This is a genomic window from Pararhizobium gei (assembly GCF_029223885.1).
Taxonomy (GTDB): domain Bacteria; phylum Pseudomonadota; class Alphaproteobacteria; order Rhizobiales; family Rhizobiaceae; genus Pararhizobium; species Pararhizobium gei.
This window is the reverse complement of the sequence record NZ_CP119409.1, coordinates 2,536,876-2,553,308: the sequence shown is the minus strand read 5'-3', so window position 1 is coordinate 2,553,308 and position 16,433 is coordinate 2,536,876. Positions and strand designations below refer to the sequence as shown.

General features: G+C 61.5%; 13 protein-coding genes and 1 pseudogene. 10 read left to right on the top strand and 4 right to left on the bottom strand.

Annotated features, from left to right (window positions below; translation table 11 throughout):
- Nucleotides 1-79: 79 nt before the first annotated feature.
- The 3 genes from PY308_RS12490 (at nucleotide 80) to PY308_RS22970 (ending at nucleotide 3,446) form a co-directional block, all read left to right on the top strand.
- Nucleotides 80-1,759: an NAD+ synthase gene (locus tag PY308_RS12490; RefSeq protein WP_275782926.1), complete on the top strand. Its 1,680-nt coding sequence runs from the start codon at nucleotides 80-82 to the stop codon at nucleotides 1,757-1,759.
- An 18-nt stretch (nucleotides 1,760-1,777) separates the two neighbouring features.
- A complete protein-coding gene (locus PY308_RS12485; RefSeq protein ID WP_275782924.1) occupies nucleotides 1,778-2,608 on the top strand; it encodes a TolB family protein in 831 nt (276 codons plus the stop codon).
- A gap of 97 nt (nucleotides 2,609-2,705) precedes the next feature.
- A complete protein-coding gene (locus tag PY308_RS22970) occupies nucleotides 2,706-3,446 on the top strand; it encodes an NYN domain-containing protein (protein WP_350339845.1) in 741 nt (246 codons plus the stop codon).
- Nucleotides 3,447-3,533: 87 nt separating this feature from the next.
- Here the strand turns inward: PY308_RS22970 and PY308_RS23070 are convergent.
- Nucleotides 3,534-3,665 (bottom strand): annotated as a pseudogene (locus tag PY308_RS23070) (helix-turn-helix domain-containing protein); the annotation flags it as partial.
- A gap of 103 nt (nucleotides 3,666-3,768) precedes the next feature.
- Between PY308_RS23070 and PY308_RS12475 the strand changes: the two are divergent.
- Both PY308_RS12475 and PY308_RS12470 read left to right on the top strand, forming a co-directional pair.
- Nucleotides 3,769-4,962 carry a phytanoyl-CoA dioxygenase family protein gene (locus PY308_RS12475; RefSeq protein WP_275782922.1) on the top strand — a complete coding sequence of 398 codons (1,194 nt, stop codon included), beginning with the start codon at nucleotides 3,769-3,771 and terminating at the stop codon, nucleotides 4,960-4,962.
- Nucleotides 4,963-5,036: 74 nt separating this feature from the next.
- Complete coding sequence (locus PY308_RS12470) at nucleotides 5,037-5,858, top strand: SDR family oxidoreductase (RefSeq protein WP_275782920.1); 822 nt, start codon at nucleotides 5,037-5,039, stop codon at nucleotides 5,856-5,858.
- A gap of 45 nt (nucleotides 5,859-5,903) precedes the next feature.
- Here the strand turns inward: PY308_RS12470 and PY308_RS12465 are convergent, their stop codons facing one another.
- Together PY308_RS12465 and PY308_RS12460 are read right to left on the bottom strand one after the other, a co-directional pair.
- Nucleotides 5,904-6,974, bottom strand: coding sequence for a DUF2865 domain-containing protein (locus tag PY308_RS12465; protein ID WP_275782918.1), 1,071 nt, complete (start codon nucleotides 6,972-6,974; stop codon nucleotides 5,904-5,906).
- Nucleotides 6,975-7,188: 214 nt separating this feature from the next.
- Nucleotides 7,189-9,501 (bottom strand): NADP-dependent malic enzyme, encoded by a 2,313-nt coding sequence (locus tag PY308_RS12460; protein ID WP_275782916.1) that lies wholly within the window; start codon nucleotides 9,499-9,501, stop codon nucleotides 7,189-7,191.
- Between the two features lie 200 nt (nucleotides 9,502-9,701).
- Between PY308_RS12460 and PY308_RS12455 the strand changes: the two genes are divergently transcribed.
- Nucleotides 9,702-10,535 carry a UDP-2,3-diacylglucosamine diphosphatase gene (locus PY308_RS12455; protein ID WP_275782915.1) on the top strand — a complete coding sequence of 278 codons (834 nt, stop codon included), beginning with the start codon at nucleotides 9,702-9,704 and terminating at the stop codon, nucleotides 10,533-10,535.
- Nucleotides 10,536-10,626: 91 nt separating this feature from the next.
- Nucleotides 10,627-11,829 carry an MFS transporter gene (locus PY308_RS12450; protein WP_275782914.1) on the top strand — a complete coding sequence of 401 codons (1,203 nt, stop codon included), beginning with the start codon at nucleotides 10,627-10,629 and terminating at the stop codon, nucleotides 11,827-11,829.
- On the opposite strand, the gene dgcA is transcribed toward PY308_RS12450, so the two are convergent.
- A complete protein-coding gene (gene dgcA, locus PY308_RS12445; protein ID WP_275782913.1) occupies nucleotides 11,799-12,782 on the bottom strand; it encodes an N-acetyl-D-Glu racemase DgcA in 984 nt (327 codons plus the stop codon). The genes PY308_RS12450 and dgcA overlap by 31 nt on opposite strands.
- 140 nt (nucleotides 12,783-12,922) lie before the next feature.
- Between dgcA and PY308_RS12440 the strand changes: the two genes are divergently transcribed.
- The 3 genes from PY308_RS12440 to PY308_RS12430 are packed head-to-tail and all read left to right on the top strand — an operon-like array spanning nucleotide 12,923 to nucleotide 16,350.
- Nucleotides 12,923-14,065 (top strand): MlaE family ABC transporter permease, encoded by a 1,143-nt coding sequence (locus PY308_RS12440; RefSeq protein ID WP_434064149.1) that lies wholly within the window; start codon nucleotides 12,923-12,925, stop codon nucleotides 14,063-14,065.
- A 23-nt stretch (nucleotides 14,066-14,088) separates the two neighbouring features.
- Nucleotides 14,089-14,925 (top strand): ABC transporter ATP-binding protein, encoded by an 837-nt coding sequence (locus tag PY308_RS12435; protein WP_275782909.1) that lies wholly within the window; start codon nucleotides 14,089-14,091, stop codon nucleotides 14,923-14,925.
- 54 nt (nucleotides 14,926-14,979) lie between these two features.
- Nucleotides 14,980-16,350: an MlaD family protein gene (locus PY308_RS12430; protein ID WP_275782907.1), complete on the top strand. Its 1,371-nt coding sequence runs from the start codon at nucleotides 14,980-14,982 to the stop codon at nucleotides 16,348-16,350.
- Nucleotides 16,351-16,433 lie beyond the last annotated feature (83 nt).

The following is a 16,433-nucleotide window of genomic DNA, read 5'->3' as shown; positions in this document are numbered from 1 at the left end:
TGTTTTCGCTGTGAAATACGATACATCTTTCGGCGAAATACGACTGCATCCGCGATTTGATCCGAACACAGGCCTGCCCATGACCGAGCAACAAACCCCACCGACCACGCTGCGCATCGCCGTCGCGCAAATCAATCCGACGGTTGGCGATGTCGCCGGCAATCTTGCCAAGGCGCGTGAGGCGCGGGCGGATGCAGCACGGCAGGGGGCGGACCTGCTGCTTCTGACGGAGTTGTTCCTTTCCGGCTATCCTCCCGAGGATCTGGTGCTGAAGCCAGCTTTCCTGAAGGCCTGTGCCAAGGCGGTCGAGGATCTGGCAGCGGACACGGCGGATGGCGGGCCGGGTGTAATCGTCGGTTTTCCGCGCCAGGGCACGGCCGGGCGCCATAATTCCTGCGCCGTGCTCGACGGCGGCAAGATCCTGGTTCTGCGCGACAAGATCGACCTGCCAAATTACGGCGAATTCGATGAAAAACGCGTCTTCGTGGCGGGCGCGATGCCGGGGCCGGTGAATTTTCGCGGGGTACGCATCGGCGTGCCGATCTGCGAGGAAATCTGGAACGACATGGGCATATGCGAGACGCTGGCGGAAAGCGGCGCTGAAATCCTGCTGGTGCCGAACGGGTCGCCTTACTACCGCGGAAAGGTCGATGTCCGCTACCAGGTCGTGCTGCGCCAGGTGATCGAAAGCGGACTTCCGATCATCTACGCCAATCAGGTGGGAGGACAGGACGAACTGGTGTTCGACGGGGCGAGCTTCGCCTTCAATGCCGACAAAAGCCTGGCTTTCCAGATGAGCCAGTTCGAGGACGCGGTCGATGTATCCACATGGAAGAGGACCGATAGCGGCTGGGTCTGTGCCGCCGGCCCGAAAACGCATATTCCGGAGCGGGAAGAGGCCGATTACCGGGCGTGCCTTCTGGGATTTCGCGACTACGTCAACAAGAACGGCTTCAAGAATGTCGTGCTCGGCCTGTCCGGCGGCATCGATTCGGCGATTTGCGCCGCGATCGCCGTGGATGCGCTGGGTGAGGAACGGGTGCGCACGGTGATGCTTCCCTATCGCTATACCTCGTCGGATTCGTTCAAGGATGCCGAGGAATGTGCGAAGGCGCTCGGCTGCCGTTACGATATCATCCCGATCGAGGAGCCCGTGCGCGGCTTTCTCGGCGCCCTGTCTGAAACATTCGAGGGGACGGAGCCGGGTATCACGGAAGAAAACCTGCAGAGCCGAACGCGCGGCACGATCCTGATGGCGCTGTCGAACAAGTTCGGTTCGATGGTGGTGACGACAGGCAACAAGTCGGAAATGTCGGTCGGCTATGCGACGCTCTACGGCGACATGAATGGCGGTTTCAACCCGATCAAGGACCTGTACAAGATGCAGGTCTATGCGATTTCACGCTGGCGCAATACCATGGTGCCGCCCGGCGCGCTCGGCCCCTCTGGGGAAGTGATTCCGAAGAACATAATCGACAAGGCGCCTTCGGCCGAATTGCGGCCGGACCAGACGGACCAGGATTCGCTGCCGCCCTATCCCGTCCTCGACGATATCCTTGAATGCCTCGTCGAATTGGAAATGGGCACCGAGGAGATCGTGGCGCGCGGCCATGACATCGCGACGGTGCACCGGATCGAGCATCTGCTTTACATCGCCGAATACAAGCGTCGGCAGTCGGCGCCGGGCGTCAAGATCACCCGGAAGAATTTCGGTCGCGACCGGCGCTATCCGATCACCAACCGGTTCCGGGACCGCTGATCGCAGGAAGGTAGAATCATGCGCAGTTCCGTGGAAATCCATACACTCGCGACCGGCGAGAGCCGCGTGGTGTGGCAAACGGACAAGCTCGTGGAGGCACCGAACTGGTCTCCGGACGGACAGTCGTTGGTCTTCAACGGCGACGGGCTGCTGTACCGACTGTCGGTCAGCGGCGGCGAGCCTGCGACGATCGACACGGGCTTTGCCGCGCGCTGCAACAACGACCACGGCATCTCGCCCGATGGCAAGACGATCGCCATCACCGACAAGACCGAATTCGGCATCTCGACGATCTACACGCTGCCGGCAGAGGGCGGCACGCCGACCCTGATCACCCAGAACCGGCCGTCCTACTGGCATGGCTGGTCACCGGACGGCAAGACGCTGACCTATTGCGGCATCCGCAACCAGGTTTTCGACATTTACACGATCGGCGTCAGAGGCGGTGACGAGACCCGCCTGACCTTCGGCGAAGGCCGCAACGACGGGCCGGACTTTAGCGCCGACGGTCAATGGGTCTATTTCAACTCGAGCCGCACCGGCCGCATGCAGATCTGGCGCGTCCGGCCCGATGGAACCGAGGTGCAGCGCGTCACCAACAGCGACTATGGCGACTGGTTTCCGCATCCGTCTCCGGATGGGCGAAACCTGCTGGTCATTTCCTATGACGGGGATGTCTTCGATCATCCGCGCGACCTGACTGTGCGGTTGCGGCTGATGGACCCTGACGGCGGCAATGCGCGCATTCTCTTCGAGTTGTTCGGCGGGCAGGGGACGATCAATGTTCCGAACTGGTCGCCTGATGGAACGGCATTCGCCTTCGTGCGATACGAGCCCGAGTCGTCATAATCTAACGAATGCGCTAGGAGGGCATTAACGATATCCCGCCAAGGTTGTGTCTCGATGCTTGCGCGTAGTTCATGCTCTTCCCAGTGTAATCGTTGCAATGGGGAACAGGATCATGCAGGCTCGGGTCGCAGTTTTGATTGATGCGGAAAATCTGTCCGCTGCTTGTGCGAAACAGGTTTTCGACGCAGTAAGCGCCCATGGCGCGACGACGATACGGCGCGCCTATGGCGACTTCGCGGGCGGCTGCGGCATCCGCTGGCTCGGAATGGTCCCATTGCATGCGATTGATGCGGTGCAGGTCTGCAGCCCGACGAAGGGCAAGAATTCAGGCGACATGCGTATGACCATTGATGCGGTCGAGCTTTTGATAGCCGACCGCGCAGACACGTTTTGCCTCGTTTCCGGAGATGCGGACTTTACGCCGCTCGCTGTTCATCTGCGGGGTGCTGGGAAGCGTGTGATCGGTATTGGCGGCGAGCGCGCGTCGGTTTCGTTTCGACAAAGCTGCACCGCGTTTCATGTCGTGAGCGCCCCGAACAAAACACCGTCGCAGGCAGTTGCCAAATCCCCGGTCAGGCCGGCATCGGTTCACGCCGGCTCTGACCTGTTGCCGCTTGTCCAGGCAGCGATCGGCAAACTGAACGGGAATGGCGGCTGGATTACGCTCGGCAGGCTCGGTGCCGCCCTGCGCGTCGTCGATCCAGGTTTTCAGCCAAAACGCTACGGCTCGGTCAGCTTGAAGAAGGTCTTGCTGAAAGAACCGGCGCTCGAAATCGAAACGCGGGAAGGCAGCGACTTCGTGCGTGTCAGGCGCGGCATTGCGCTCGTTTCTGGCTGAACCAGACCGACGAACGCGTTGATCTTTTCGACGCGGCCAAAAAAGAATCGGCTGAAGTCGAGTTCGGGCGTCTTTTGACAGCGAGAATTCGCCGATGTCGGCGCGCATGCGCAGTTCCGTTTTTCTCACGTCCTCTCGACTGTTCAGTATGCGGTCGACGGTCGTGATGCTGAGACCGGCCTGAAATGCGATGTCTTTGACCGGAAACGCGTGCGCAATGCCAAGTCCGTTCCGATAGTTTTTGATGTGTGCCTGCTCTATATCAGCTTTTCCAGACGCGTATAGTGCAGACATCGACCAACACCGCCGGGAGGAAAACGGCATGAAAACAGACAATATTCTGGAACTGCGCGCCGGCCGGGTATGGCTGACGCAGGCTGCATGCGATCTGGAGGATTTCAAGGCCGAGGTGAAACGGACGACAGAGCTTTCGGATTACCCCTTCGCCTCGGCGGTCGAGAAGAACATCCTGATCTATGACGGGGCGGACGTGTTGCGCGCGGCAGCGGACGAGGAGGGGCGGCGCGCCGTGCTGGCCGAATTCTGCGAGGCCTTCGCCACCGGTCCCGGCGTCATTGTTCTGAAAGGCGCTTTTACCGATATGACGGTGATCGATGGAGCAAGTGCGATCTTCGAAGCCATCATCGAGGAGCAGCGTCGCACCGATAGCGGCGGCGGCGACCATTTTGCCAAGCCCGGTGCGAACGACCGGATCTGGAACTCGCTGGAAAAGCATTGCTTGAAAGATCCGGAAAATTTTGCCGCCTATTTCGGCAACGGCCTTATCTCGCTTGCCAGCGAAGCCTGGCTTGGACCGAGCTACCAGATGACGGCGCAGGTGAACCGGGTCAATCCGGGCGGGGCGGCGCAATCGGCGCACCGCGATTATCATCTCGGCTTCCAGTCGCCAGCGATCATCGAACGGTTTCCGGCCCATGTGCACCGGCTGTCGCCCGTGCTGACGCTGCAGGGGGCGGTCGCCCATTGCGATATGCCGATCGAAACCGGACCCACGCTGTTCCTGCCCTATAGCCAGACCTATGTTCCCGGCTATCTCGCGTTGAAGCGGCCGGAATTTTCCGACTATTTCGACCGCAACCATGTGCAGTTGCCGCTGTCAAAGGGCGATCTGGTCTTCTTCAATCCGGCACTCTTCCATGCCGCCGGCACGAACCGGTCGGCGAATATCAAGCGGGTGGCAAACCTGCTGCAGGTGTCGTCGGCCTTTGGCCGCGCCATGGAGACGGTCAATCGCGGGCGCATGAGCACGGTGCTCTATCCCGCTATAAAGACCATGCTGGCTGACGAACGACTGACGGTGTGGGAGGCGCAGAATGCCATTGCAGCCTGTGCGGAAGGGTATTCCTTCCCCACCAATCTCGATCGAGATCCACCCATCGGCGGGCTCGCACCGAAGACGCAGGCACAATTGATGCGGGAGGCGCTCGACGGCGGGTGGGCGGCGGATGCCTTCGAACAGGCGCTGGCGGAGCAAGCCGACAAAAAGCTGAGTTGAACGGACGAGGCGGCCAATGGCCGCCTGCGTGGCGCCGGACGCTATGGCGCAAACAAAAGGACAGGGAGGATACAATGAGCACGGACCATGGTCGGCTCGATGGCAAGATCGCGATCGTCACAGGCGGGACGCAAGGTCTGGGCGCAACCATCGCCGCTTTGTTTGCCGAGCGCGGTGCGGCAGGCATCGTCATTTGCGGCCGTAACGCGGTCAAGGGCGAGGCCAAGGCAGCGGAGATCGGCAACGCGACCGGAACCAGGGTCATCTATGTCCCGGCCGATCTCTCGGATGTCGAAGACGCGAGCAAGGTCGTGGCTGCATGCGATCAGGCCTTCGGGCGCGTCGACGCGCTGGTCAATGCGGCGGCGATCACCGATCGCGGCACGATCCTCGACACGACGCCGGCCCTTTTCGACCGGATGTTCGCCATCAACGTGCGCGCCCCGTTTTTCCTGATGCAGGAGGTGATCAAACTCATGCGCCGGGAGAAAACGGAGGGCACGATCGTCAATATTGGCTCGATGTCGGCCATGGCCGGCCAGCCGTTCATCGCCGCCTATTGCGCCTCGAAGGGTGCGCTGGAGACCCTGACCAAAAACACCGCCTATGCGGTTCTGCGCAATCGCATCCGGGTGAACGGCCTCAACATCGGCTGGATGGCGTCGGAAGGCGAGGACCGCATCCAGCGCGAATTTCACGGCGCCCCCTCCGACTGGCTGGAGGCGGCGGCGGCGGGCCAGCCCTTCGGGCGGCTGGTCGATCCTGCCGAGGTGGCGCGCGCCTGTGCCTATCTTTCCTCAACCGAATCTGGGCTGATGACGGGATCGATGATCTGTTTCGACCAGTCGATCTGGGGCGCCTATGACGGGTCACCGCATCCGGTTGCCGCTCTCTGAGCGTCCCGACATTGCCGGACGAAACGGCCGGGGCAAGCCTCAAGTTCAGTTGGTTTGCAATTGCTGGTAGCCCGGCCCGGTGGGATGCCTGAGGTCTATGGCCGATTCCTGGGCTGGAAGGAAGCTCGGGCCGACGACCCTGACCTTGCTGTTGGCGGGGTCGTAGGGGCGCTCGGCAATGATCGGCTGAACCTGCTTCTTGTCCGGCTGGCGCGTCCTGATCTGCACGATGCTCTTCTGCGACGGTGTGCTCTGGTTGGCGACAACAGGCTTGACCGGCGCGCAGCCGCATTGGCCGGGTCGGCTCACATCACGGGTCTTGTAGATGAAGGCGGTCGGCAAGTCGGCATAGGGTTCGCCTGTTGCAGCAGAGATCATCTGGTCGGCTTCTTCGGTTTCCAGCACATGGTAATAAAGCGCCGTCTCGGTGCCGGGGCAGCGCCGCTGGCAGGCCTCGGCATCGCGCTGGAAGTCCGCAGGCGAGGCGTTCGATGAAATGGGGAAAAAAGCGCCGTCGCAGGTGCGCACGCACATGGTCCGAAGATTTCCGTCATAGGCTTCGCCATCGAGGCTGAAATCGACAATGTCGCTGCTGCCGCGCAATATCGGCCGATCCTCGCCGATCGGCGGCAAATCTTCGATGATATTGCGGTGGGTTTCCGGCTGTTCTGCCGCTGCGCTTAACAACTGGTCCTGTTCGTCGGCGCAGCCGTGGGTTTCGAGCGCCGCCAGAATGCGCCGGCGGACCATGTCGGTTTCGCCGCCTGTGGCGACCTCTTCGCGACGGGCCTTCAGATCGTCGAGTTCCGCCTCCATGCGGGCGATGCTGCCTTCAATGGCAGCGCAGGCTTCCTCGTTGTAGCCATTGACGATAATCACGCTGCCGGAACTGCAGCCGAGGCTGCGGCGCTCGCTGCGCGCTTTGCGGATGTCGAGGTTCTGGCGGAAAATCGCACCGGAATAGTCCCTGAGACTGGTATTCCAGCCAATCGTCCGGGGCAAATTGGACAGTTGCGCGTTCAGCCGCTCACATACCGTCGAAGCGTCGGCTGCGGTCGTCATGACCATGACAAGCGGCGCCATCAGCACCGCCGCGCGAAGCGAACGGATCATCATATTCTCTCGCCTATCGAAAACCGGACGGAGCAAGCAGGGTTGCGCTGCATGTCCACCCGAGTTCATCATAGCGCCAATCCATGCCCGCACAATGCGCTTCGGCTTTCAGCGTTAACGCGAGAGCCGGATAATTTTTGTGCGTGGCGGAAGTGCCGCAACGCCGGCACCGGTGGCTGGAACAGACCGGGCAGCCACAGGGACCGCCCGGAAGAAATCAAGCCGGGTAGGAGGCTTCGACGACGGCAAGGGCCGCCATGTTGACGACACCGCGCGAGGTCACCGACGGCGACAGGATGTGAGCGGGCAACGCCGTGCCAAGCAGAATCGGGCCGACATGAAGGCTGTCCGTCATGGTCTTGACGACGCCCAGCGTGATATTGGCGGCGTCAAGATTGGGGAAGACAAGCAGGTTCGCCTCGCCGTGCAGCGTGCTGTCTGGCATGACCCGCTTGCGCAGGATTTCGGATATGGCGGAATCGCCATGCATTTCGCCGTCCGCCTCCAGATCCGGCGCCAGTTCCCGCACCAACTGTATGGCCCGGCGCATCTTGAAGGCGCTCTCTGAGTCCCGTGATCCGAAATTCGAATGCGACACAAGTGCTGCGCGCGGCGTTATGCCGAAACGGCGGATTTCCTGTGCAGCCATCACGGTATTCTGGGCAATTTCCTCGGCCGTCGGGTTGAAGGTCACGTAGGTATCGGTGAGGAACGTCGCGCCGCGCTGGGAGATCAGAAGGCTGAGTGCGGAGAAGTCGAGAACGCCGTCGCGTTTGCCGATGATCTGGGAGACCGCGCGCAGATGGGCGCTGTAGCGGCCTTCGACACCGCAGATCAGGGCGTCGGCGTCGCCGCGGCGAACGGCAAGCGCGCCAATCACCGTCTGGTTGGTTCTGACGATGGTTCGTGCGGCTTCCGGAATGACTCCGAGGCGGCCGACCAGCGCGAAATATTCATCGACGTAACCGCGATAGCGGGGGTCTCCTTCGGGGTTGACGACTTCGAAATCGACATCGGGACGGATGCGCAACCCATAACGCTTGAGGCGCGTCTCGATGATCTGCGGGCGACCGATCAGGATGGGACGGGCAGTGCCTTCCTCGAGAAGCACCTGGGCGGCGCGGAGAACGCGCTCGTCCTCGCCTTCGGAAAAGATCACGCGGTTTTTTTGCGCATTCTTGGCGGCGACGAAGATCGGCTTCATGATGAAGCCGGAGCGGAAGACAAAGCGGTTGAGCTGATCCAGATAGGCGTCGAAATCAGCGATCGGCCGGTTGGCGACGCCGCTTTCGGCCGCAGCCTTCGCCACGGCCGGCGCGATGCGCAGGATCAGCCGCTGGTCGAAGGGCGAGGGGATGAGGTAGTCCGGGCCGAAGACGGGGGTTTCGCCGGAATAGGCGCGGGCGGCGACGTCCGACGGTTCTTCGCGGGCGAGCGCCGCGATGGCGCGCACCGCGGCCATCTTCATCTCCTCGTTGATCGTGCGGGCACCGCAGTCCAGCGCGCCGCGAAAGATATAGGGGAAACACAGGACATTGTTGACCTGGTTGGGAAAGTCGGAGCGGCCGGTACAGATCATCGCGTCCGGGCGGGCAGCGCGGGCAAGCTCCGGCATGATCTCCGGGTTCGGATTGGCGAGCGCCATGATCAGCGGTTTTTCCGCCATCTGCACGAGAAGCTCGGGCTTCAGCACGCCGGCAGCGGACAGGCCAAGGAACACGTCGGCACCGGCAATGCTGTCGGCGAGAACGCGGTTGTCGCTGTCCTGGGCATAAACCGACTTCCACTCGTCCATCAGCACTTCGCGGCCGATATAGACGAGGCCTTCGAGGTCGTGCACCCAGATGTTTTCGCGCCGCGCACCAAGTGTGACGAGCAGGTTGAGGCAGGCAAGCGCCGCAGCACCCGCGCCGGATGCGACGATCTTCGCCTTGGCGATATCCTTGCCGGCTAGCTCCAGACCGTTCAGGACGGCCGCCGCGACGATGATCGCCGTTCCGTGCTGATCGTCGTGGAAGACGGGAATATCCATCTTTTCGCGAAGACGGCGCTCGACCTCGAAACATTCCGGCGCCTTGATGTCTTCCAGATTGATGCCGCCGAAGGTCGGCTCGAGCGCCGAAACGACATTGACCATCTGGTCGACCTCGGGCGCATCGATCTCGATGTCGAAAACATCGATGCCGGCGAATTTCTTGAACAGGACGGCCTTGCCCTCCATCACCGGCTTCGAGGCGAGCGGACCGATATTGCCAAGGCCGAGAACCGCCGTTCCGTTGGATATGACGGCAACCAGATTGGCGCGGGCCGTGTAATCGGCAGCTTTCGACGGATCGTCGCGAATGGCGAGGCAGGGTGCCGCCACGCCCGGCGAGTAGGCGAGCGCCAGGTCGCGCTGGTTCCCCAGCGGCTTGGTCGGCTGGATCTCGAGCTTGCCGGGGCGCGGATAGCGATGAAAGAACAGGGCTTGCTCGTCCAGATCGCCGCTTGCGGGAACCGTGGGGTTCCTGGTTTTGTCGCCACTGCTCATGATCGTGTTCCTCGCTTGTCGTGGCGGCTCTTTTTGCACGAAAATTTCGTGGCGTATAGTTTCGAACGGTCGGTTCGCGAGCGGTTGCAGTCCTGTCCGGCGCAAAGCATGGCGGCGCGCGCGCGCCGGCTGTCATTCTCCTGAAACAAGAGTCTGATTTTGACAGGATCGAAACAAGCCCGACAGACCCGTGAGGCAACATGACCGAGAAAGATCAAGCCGTCAGCCGCTTCAGGACAATCTTCATATCAGACGTTCATCTGGGATCGAAAGCTGCAAAGACGGACTATCTCCTCGATTTCCTGCGCGTCACCGACGCCGAGACCATCGTGCTGGTGGGCGACATTGTCGATGGCTGGCGCCTAAAGCGCAGCTGGTACTGGCCGCAATCCTGCAACGACGTCGTCCAGAAACTGTTGCGCAAAGCGCGCAAGGGAACCCGAATCATCTACATTCCCGGCAATCACGACGAATTCCTGAGGGATTTTCCCGGCGTTCATTTCGGCGGCATAGAGGTTGCGCAGCGCTATATTCACGAGAGCGCCGATGGCTTGCGATATCTCGTCCTGCACGGCGACGAGTTCGACGTGGTGGTGCGCAATGCGCGCCTGCTCGCCTATCTCGGCGACTGGGCCTATGACACAGCGATCGTCATCAATATCGGCCTGTCGGCGATCCGCCGGCGGCTCGGCATGCCCTATTGGTCGTTTTCGGCCTGGGCTAAGCTGCAGGTCAAGCATGCCGTCAACTTCATCGGCGAGTTCCAGCGCGTCGTCGCCGAAGAGGCGCGTAAAGAAAACGCCGACGGGGTGATCTGCGGCCATATTCATCACGCAGTGATCGAGGATATCGACGGGGTTCGCTACATCAATACGGGCGACTGGGTGGAAAGCTGCACGGCTGTGGTCGAGCACCACGACGGGCGCATGGAATTGATCACCTGGCGGCAGTTGAGCGGTGTCGCCGCCGCGCCCGACGAGGGCGTTGCCATCGACACTTTGCTGGCACGGGCACTTTCGCAACAGGCTGCTTAAAAATCCGCCTTCCGGGCTGTCGTGAAATCTCGCTTATGGTGCGGCTTCAAGTCGTCGTGGTAATCGTCGGGCTTCGTTCATAGGTCCCTTCATGATTCCCGCGTCTCCGCCTTCCTATCGCGAGGATGCGCCGGCTTATTTCGTGCCGCGCATTGCCCTGCTTTTCTGTGCGCCGTTGATCGTCAATGGCTTTGCAATGCCGTATTTTCCGGTGTGGCTGAGTACGCTGTCGTTGAACGATCTGGAAATCGGCATCATCCTGTCCGTGCCGATGTTCGTGCGCGTGGTGACCGCTCCGCTGGTCGGCGTCCTTGCGGACAGGATCGGCGAGCGCGCGGAAGTGCTGATCTGGTCGGCGGTTCTCTCGTTTTTCACGGCGCTTGCGCTGTTCGTTTCCCCCAGTTTCTGGTGCGTGCTCATCATCTATGCGCTGCAGGGCGCGGTTTACTCGCCCTATGTGCCGATCGTCGAGGCGATCGCGCTGACCGGTGTGCGGCGCTGGGGTTTCGATTACGCGATGATGCGCCTGTGGGGATCGATCGCCTTCATCGGTGCGACGATGCTGGGCGGCGCCTTGATCGGCATCTATGGCGGCGGGATGGTGCTGCCGGCCATGGCGGGCGGCTTCGCGCTGATGATCCTGCTCACCTTTCTCGCCCCGCGCGTCGGGCGCCCGCGCCGTCCCTCGACACTGACGACCCTGACCGAGGCGCCGCCGAAAGCACTCAGAAAACCCGATCTGCAACTGCTCCTGGTTGGCGTGACGCTGATCAACGGCAGTCATGCGATGCTGTTCGCCTTCTCGGCTATCTACTGGCAGCATATCGGCTTCAGCGGCACCGAGATCGGGCTTCTCTGGAGCGCCGGCGTCGCTGCCGAAGTCGCAATGTTCTTTTGCGCCCGGATGATCATCCGGCGCTTCAGCCTGTGGACGATGATCTTCACCGGCTGCTGGCTTGCCGTCGTCCGCTGGGTCATTTTCCCGATGGATATCGGCTTCTGGGGTTATTTCGCGCTCCAGTGTTTTCACGCCTTTACCTATGCGATCATGCACACGGGGATGCAAAACATGCTGGTTCAGCGCGTGCCGGAGGAGCAGGAGGCCTCGGCGCAGGGGCTCTATTTCTTCTATACTGGGGTCTTCACGGCGATTTTCACCTTTACCTCGGGCTATTTCTACACCCGCTTCGGCGTGGACGGGTTCTATTCCATGTCCGTCGTCGCCCTGGCCGGATGCGGCGCCGCTTTGGCCGCCTGGATGCTTCAGCCCCAGAGATCCGGACGCGGCGGATAGACCAGCGAGGCATCGTAGCGCAGGCCGGGTTCCCGGTCGCGGGCCAGAAGCAGCGGGCCGTCGAGATCGACGAAATCCGCGCCCTGAGCCAGAAGCACGGCCGGCGCCATGCCCAGCGACGTTCCGACCATGCAGCCGACCATGATCTTCAGGCCAAGCGCCCGGGCGGCGTCCCGCATGCGCAACGCTTCCGTGAGGCCGCCGGTCTTGTCGAGCTTGATGTTCACCGCGTCGTAGAGCCCTGCGAGTTCCGACAAGTCGTCGGTCTTATGGACGCTTTCGTCGGCGCAGACCGGAACGGGGCGGGCGATGGAGGCCAGGGCCGAATCGCGCCCGGCCGGAAGCGGCTGCTCGATCAGCGCGATGCGCGTTTCGACACAGACGGCGAAATGCGCGGCGATATTGTCCTCGGTCCAGCCCTCGTTGGCGTCGAGAATGAGGACGCTGCCGGGCGCTGCTGCGCGCACGGCGCGGATGCGGGACGTGTCGTCGGCGGTTCCCACCTTGACCTTCAAAAGCGCCCTATGGCTCTGCGCCGCCGCCTGTGCCGCCATGATGTCGGGCTCACCGAGCGAGATCGTATAGGCGGTCGTCAGGGGCAGGGGATCGGAAAGCCCGGCCAGTGCGAAGGCGGGGCGGCCGGTGGATTTCGCGGCGAGATCCCAGAGCGCGCAATCCACGGCGTTGCGCGCCGCGCCCGGATTCATGGCCGCCAGCAAGCCCGGCCTATCGATACCTGCTTCGATTGCGACGCGGGCGGCCTCGATTTCCGCCACCACGCTATCGATTGTTTCGCCGTAGCGGCCATAGGGAACGCATTCTCCCCTGCCGCTATTATTGCCAGTTCCGATCTCACAGGTGACGACCGAAGCGGAGGTCTTGCTGCCGCGTGAAATTGTGAAGCTTCCCGCGATCGGGAAATGTTCGACGGCTACTTTAAGCGAGCTTTTCATCGGCCTCTCCTGTGGCAAGCTTATCTCAGCCGCAGCCGGAATGGTACAGAACCGTTTGAATCGGTGACAGAAGCGGCCCGAACGGCTATGAGTCGCTCACCTTTTATCAGATGCAGCCATCCCCGGAAGATCCAGCAGACGTGACGCCCTCGCAAGTGACAGCCAAAACCGACGTGGAACTCGACGAAGCCGGAGAGGGTGGACGTCCCATTTATCGGCTGGTCGGGGATTGGCGCAGCGCTTCCGTGCATTTTGTGACCGAACGCCTCGACGGCATGAGCGCCAAGGCAGGATCGTCCGCAAAAATAGATCTTAGCGGCATTACCGCTCTCGATACGGCGGGCGCCTGGATCATCCATCGCTTCAAGGCGAAGCTTGGCGATACCGAACTTATCAGCGACAAGCCGCGCTATCTGGAGCTGCTCAAGGCTCTGCCGGAGCACCTTCCAGAGCCGCGCAACGAAAACGATGAGCGTCAATCGGCCTTTGCGCGGATTTTCTCGCCCATCGGCCGGGCCGTTACGTCCACCTGGGAAGACACGATCGCGGCCATGTTCATTCTCGGCTCGGCCGTGCGCGGCGCACAGCTAAAGCTTGGGCGCCATAGCGGCCTGTCGCCGGCCGCCATCGTCAACCAGATCGACAAGATGGGCGTGCAGGCGGTGCCGATCATCACGCTGATGTCCTTCCTAATCGGCGCGATCATTGCCCAGCAGGGCGCCTTTCAGCTGCGCTATTTCGGCGCCGAACTGTTCGTCGTCGATCTCGTCGGTATCTTGCAATTGCGTGAGATCGGCGTGCTTTTGACGGCGATCATGATCGCCGGCCGCTCGGGCAGCGCGATCACTGCCGAAGTCGGCTCGATGAAAATGCGCGAGGAAATCGACGCGCTGAAGGTCATGGGGCTGAGCCCTGTCGGGGTTCTCGTTTTCCCCCGGCTCGTGGCGCTGACGGTCGCCTTGCCGCTTCTCACCATTATCGCCAATTTTTCGGCGCTGACCGGGGCTGCCGTGGTGACGTGGAGTTATTCGGGCATTACGTTTTCCACTTTTCTCGCCCGCCTGCAGGAGGCGGTCGATTTTTCCTCGGTGCTGGCCGGCATGATCAAGGCGCCGTTCATGGCTTTGATCATCGGCGTCGTTGCCGCCGTGGAAGGGCTTAAAGTGGGGGGCAGCGCCGAATCGCTCGGCAAGCATGTGACGCAATCCGTGGTGAAATCCATTTTCGTGGTCATTCTGGTCGATGGCCTTTTTGCCATCTTCTACGCGTCGATCGACTTCTGATGGAAAAGGCTAACGCTGTGGACATGGAAAACAGGACAGAACCGGGCGTTGCGCCAAATGATGGCGGGAGCGAGCGGGAAATCGTGCTCTCCGTCCAGGATCTCACGGTTGCCTTTGGCTCCAATGTCGTTCTCGACAAGCTCAACCTGGACATATACCGCGGGGAAATCCTCGGCTTCGTCGGCGCGTCCGGGACGGGTAAATCGGTTCTGATGCGCACGGTTCTGCGTCTGCTTCCCCGCCGTTCGGGGTCCATCATGATCCTCGGTTCGGAATATGACGCGGTCACCGATGAGGAGCGTATCGATCTCGACATGCGGCTCGGCGTCCTCTTCCAGCATGGAGCGCTGTTTTCTTCGCTGACCGTGAAGGAAAACATTCAGGTGCCGATGCGCGAATATCTGAACCTGCCGCAAAACCTGATGGACGAGCTTGCAAGGCTGAAGATCGAAATGGTCGGTCTGGCGCCGGAGGCGGCCGACAAATATCCGTCCGAACTGTCCGGCGGCATGATCAAGCGCGCCGCTCTCGCCCGGGCGCTGGCGCTCGACCCGGACCTGGTTTTCCTCGATGAACCGACATCCGGCCTGGATCCGATCGGCGCTGCCGAGTTCGACAACCTGATCGCCAAACTGCGCGACACCCTGGGTTTGACCGTGTATATGGTGACTCACGACCTCGACAGTCTGTTTTCCGTCTGCGACCGCATCGCCGTGCTAGGGCAGAAGAGGGTGCTTGTCGAAGGCACGATCGAGGACATGCTCGTCTGTGACGATGACTGGGTAAAGTCCTATTTCCGCGGCAAGCGGGCGCGTTCGATCGTCCGCGAGGAGGACCGGCGCAGTCCGGTCCATGAATGATATTGTTCAAAGCAGGAAGCCGCGGCGGCGGCTTTGCCAAAGGTAGCGGTAGCAATGGAAACTAAAGCCAATTATGCCATCGTCGGGTTTTTCACCGTTGCGGTCATTTTTGCCGCGTTCGGCTTTGTCTACTGGATGTCGCAATATGGCCGCAGCGGCGAGATGGCCGAACTGGTCATCAGCATTCCGGGCTCTGCCAACGGCTTGAGCGTCGGCTCGCCGGTACGCTTCAACGGTATCCCCGTCGGCTCCGTCCGCAGCCTCGCGATCAACTCGAACGATCCCCGCTATTCCGTTGCCGTCACAGAAGTATCTGCCGATGCGCCGGTGCTGAAATCGACCACGGCGACGCTGGAAATCCAGGGTCTGACCGGCGCCGCCTATATCGAACTGAGCGGCGGCAACAAGGGCGACGACAATATTCTGCGCAAGGCGCTCGACGAGGGCAAACCCGCGCAACTCACGGCCGACCAGTCGAGCGTCACCAGCCTTCTGGCGACCGCCGATAAAATCCTTGATCGCGCCAACGAGGCAATCAGCGATGTTCAGGGCTTCGTCAAGGATGTGCGGGGGCCGCTGACCAGCACGATCTCGAATGCGGACCGCTTTACCAAGTCGCTCGCCGACAATGCCGATGGGATCGATACGTTTTTGAAAAGCGTCAGCGCGCTTTCAACATCTATTACGGGTGCTGCCGGCAAGCTCGATACGACGCTGACCTCGGCGGAGGCGCTGGTGAAGTCGGTGGATCCGGCGAAAATCAACCAGATCGTCACCAACGTCGAAAAGATGAGCACCGATCTCGCTGCTGCATCGGGCAATGTCGCGGACACGCTTGCGAGTTTCCGCAAGACCGCCGACACCTATGAGCGTCTTGGCGTGAACGCGACTGCAACGCTCGGCCGCGTCGATACGCTCCTGGCGGCTGTGGATACCCAGAAAGTCGGTGGCGTGGTCAATGATGTTTCGGCCGCGAGCGCCGATGCGCGCCGTGCCGCCGCCTCGATCGGCGATCTGGCGGACAGGATCAAGGGCCGCCAGAACGATATCGACCAGACGATCACCGATGTCACGCAGATGGCCAACACGCTCAACGCCGCGTCCACCCGCGTCGATGGCATTCTGGTGAAGCTTGACGGCTTCCTCGGCGACGCCGACGCGCCGTCGCTTTCGGCCGACGCGCGCGCAACGCTGGCTTCCTTTCGCAGGGTGGCCGACAATGTCAACGCACAGATCGGCCCCATCGCCGACAATTTGAAGCGCTTCTCCGGATCCGGGTTGCGCGATATCGAGGCTCTGGTCAGCGACACGCGGCGGGCGGTCAAGACGCTGGATACGACGATCTCGACCTTCGACAAGGATCCACAACGCCTGCTGTTCGGCGGCGAGACCGTCAAGCAGTATGACGGCAGAACGCGCAGATAGACCTGACCGCGGACTGCTTCACCTCTGATTTCATGTTTGTCCGCAGGGCGAATCGCTTAAGGACAGCGCAGGCGCAGGGTTCG

Bases quoted from the DNA above. Each gene is read 5' to 3' on its own strand.
- PY308_RS12490 (WP_275782926.1), top strand. From the start codon at position 80: ATGACCGAGCAACAAACCCCACCGACCACGCTGCGCATCGCCGTCGCG.
- PY308_RS12485 (WP_275782924.1), top strand. From the start codon at position 1,778: ATGCGCAGTTCCGTGGAAATCCATACACTCGCGACCGGCGAGAGCCGC.
- PY308_RS22970 (WP_350339845.1), top strand. From the start codon at position 2,706: ATGGGGAACAGGATCATGCAGGCTCGGGTCGCAGTTTTGATTGATGCG.
- PY308_RS12475 (WP_275782922.1), top strand. From the start codon at position 3,769: ATGAAAACAGACAATATTCTGGAACTGCGCGCCGGCCGGGTATGGCTG.
- PY308_RS12470 (WP_275782920.1), top strand. From the start codon at position 5,037: ATGAGCACGGACCATGGTCGGCTCGATGGCAAGATCGCGATCGTCACA.
- PY308_RS12465 (WP_275782918.1), bottom strand. From the start codon at position 6,974: ATGATGATCCGTTCGCTTCGCGCGGCGGTGCTGATGGCGCCGCTTGTC.
- PY308_RS12460 (WP_275782916.1), bottom strand. From the start codon at position 9,501: ATGAGCAGTGGCGACAAAACCAGGAACCCCACGGTTCCCGCAAGCGGC.
- PY308_RS12455 (WP_275782915.1), top strand. From the start codon at position 9,702: ATGACCGAGAAAGATCAAGCCGTCAGCCGCTTCAGGACAATCTTCATA.
- PY308_RS12450 (WP_275782914.1), top strand. From the start codon at position 10,627: ATGATTCCCGCGTCTCCGCCTTCCTATCGCGAGGATGCGCCGGCTTAT.
- dgcA (WP_275782913.1), bottom strand. From the start codon at position 12,782: ATGAAAAGCTCGCTTAAAGTAGCCGTCGAACATTTCCCGATCGCGGGA.
- PY308_RS12435 (WP_275782909.1), top strand. From the start codon at position 14,089: ATGGAAAACAGGACAGAACCGGGCGTTGCGCCAAATGATGGCGGGAGC.
- PY308_RS12430 (WP_275782907.1), top strand. From the start codon at position 14,980: ATGGAAACTAAAGCCAATTATGCCATCGTCGGGTTTTTCACCGTTGCG.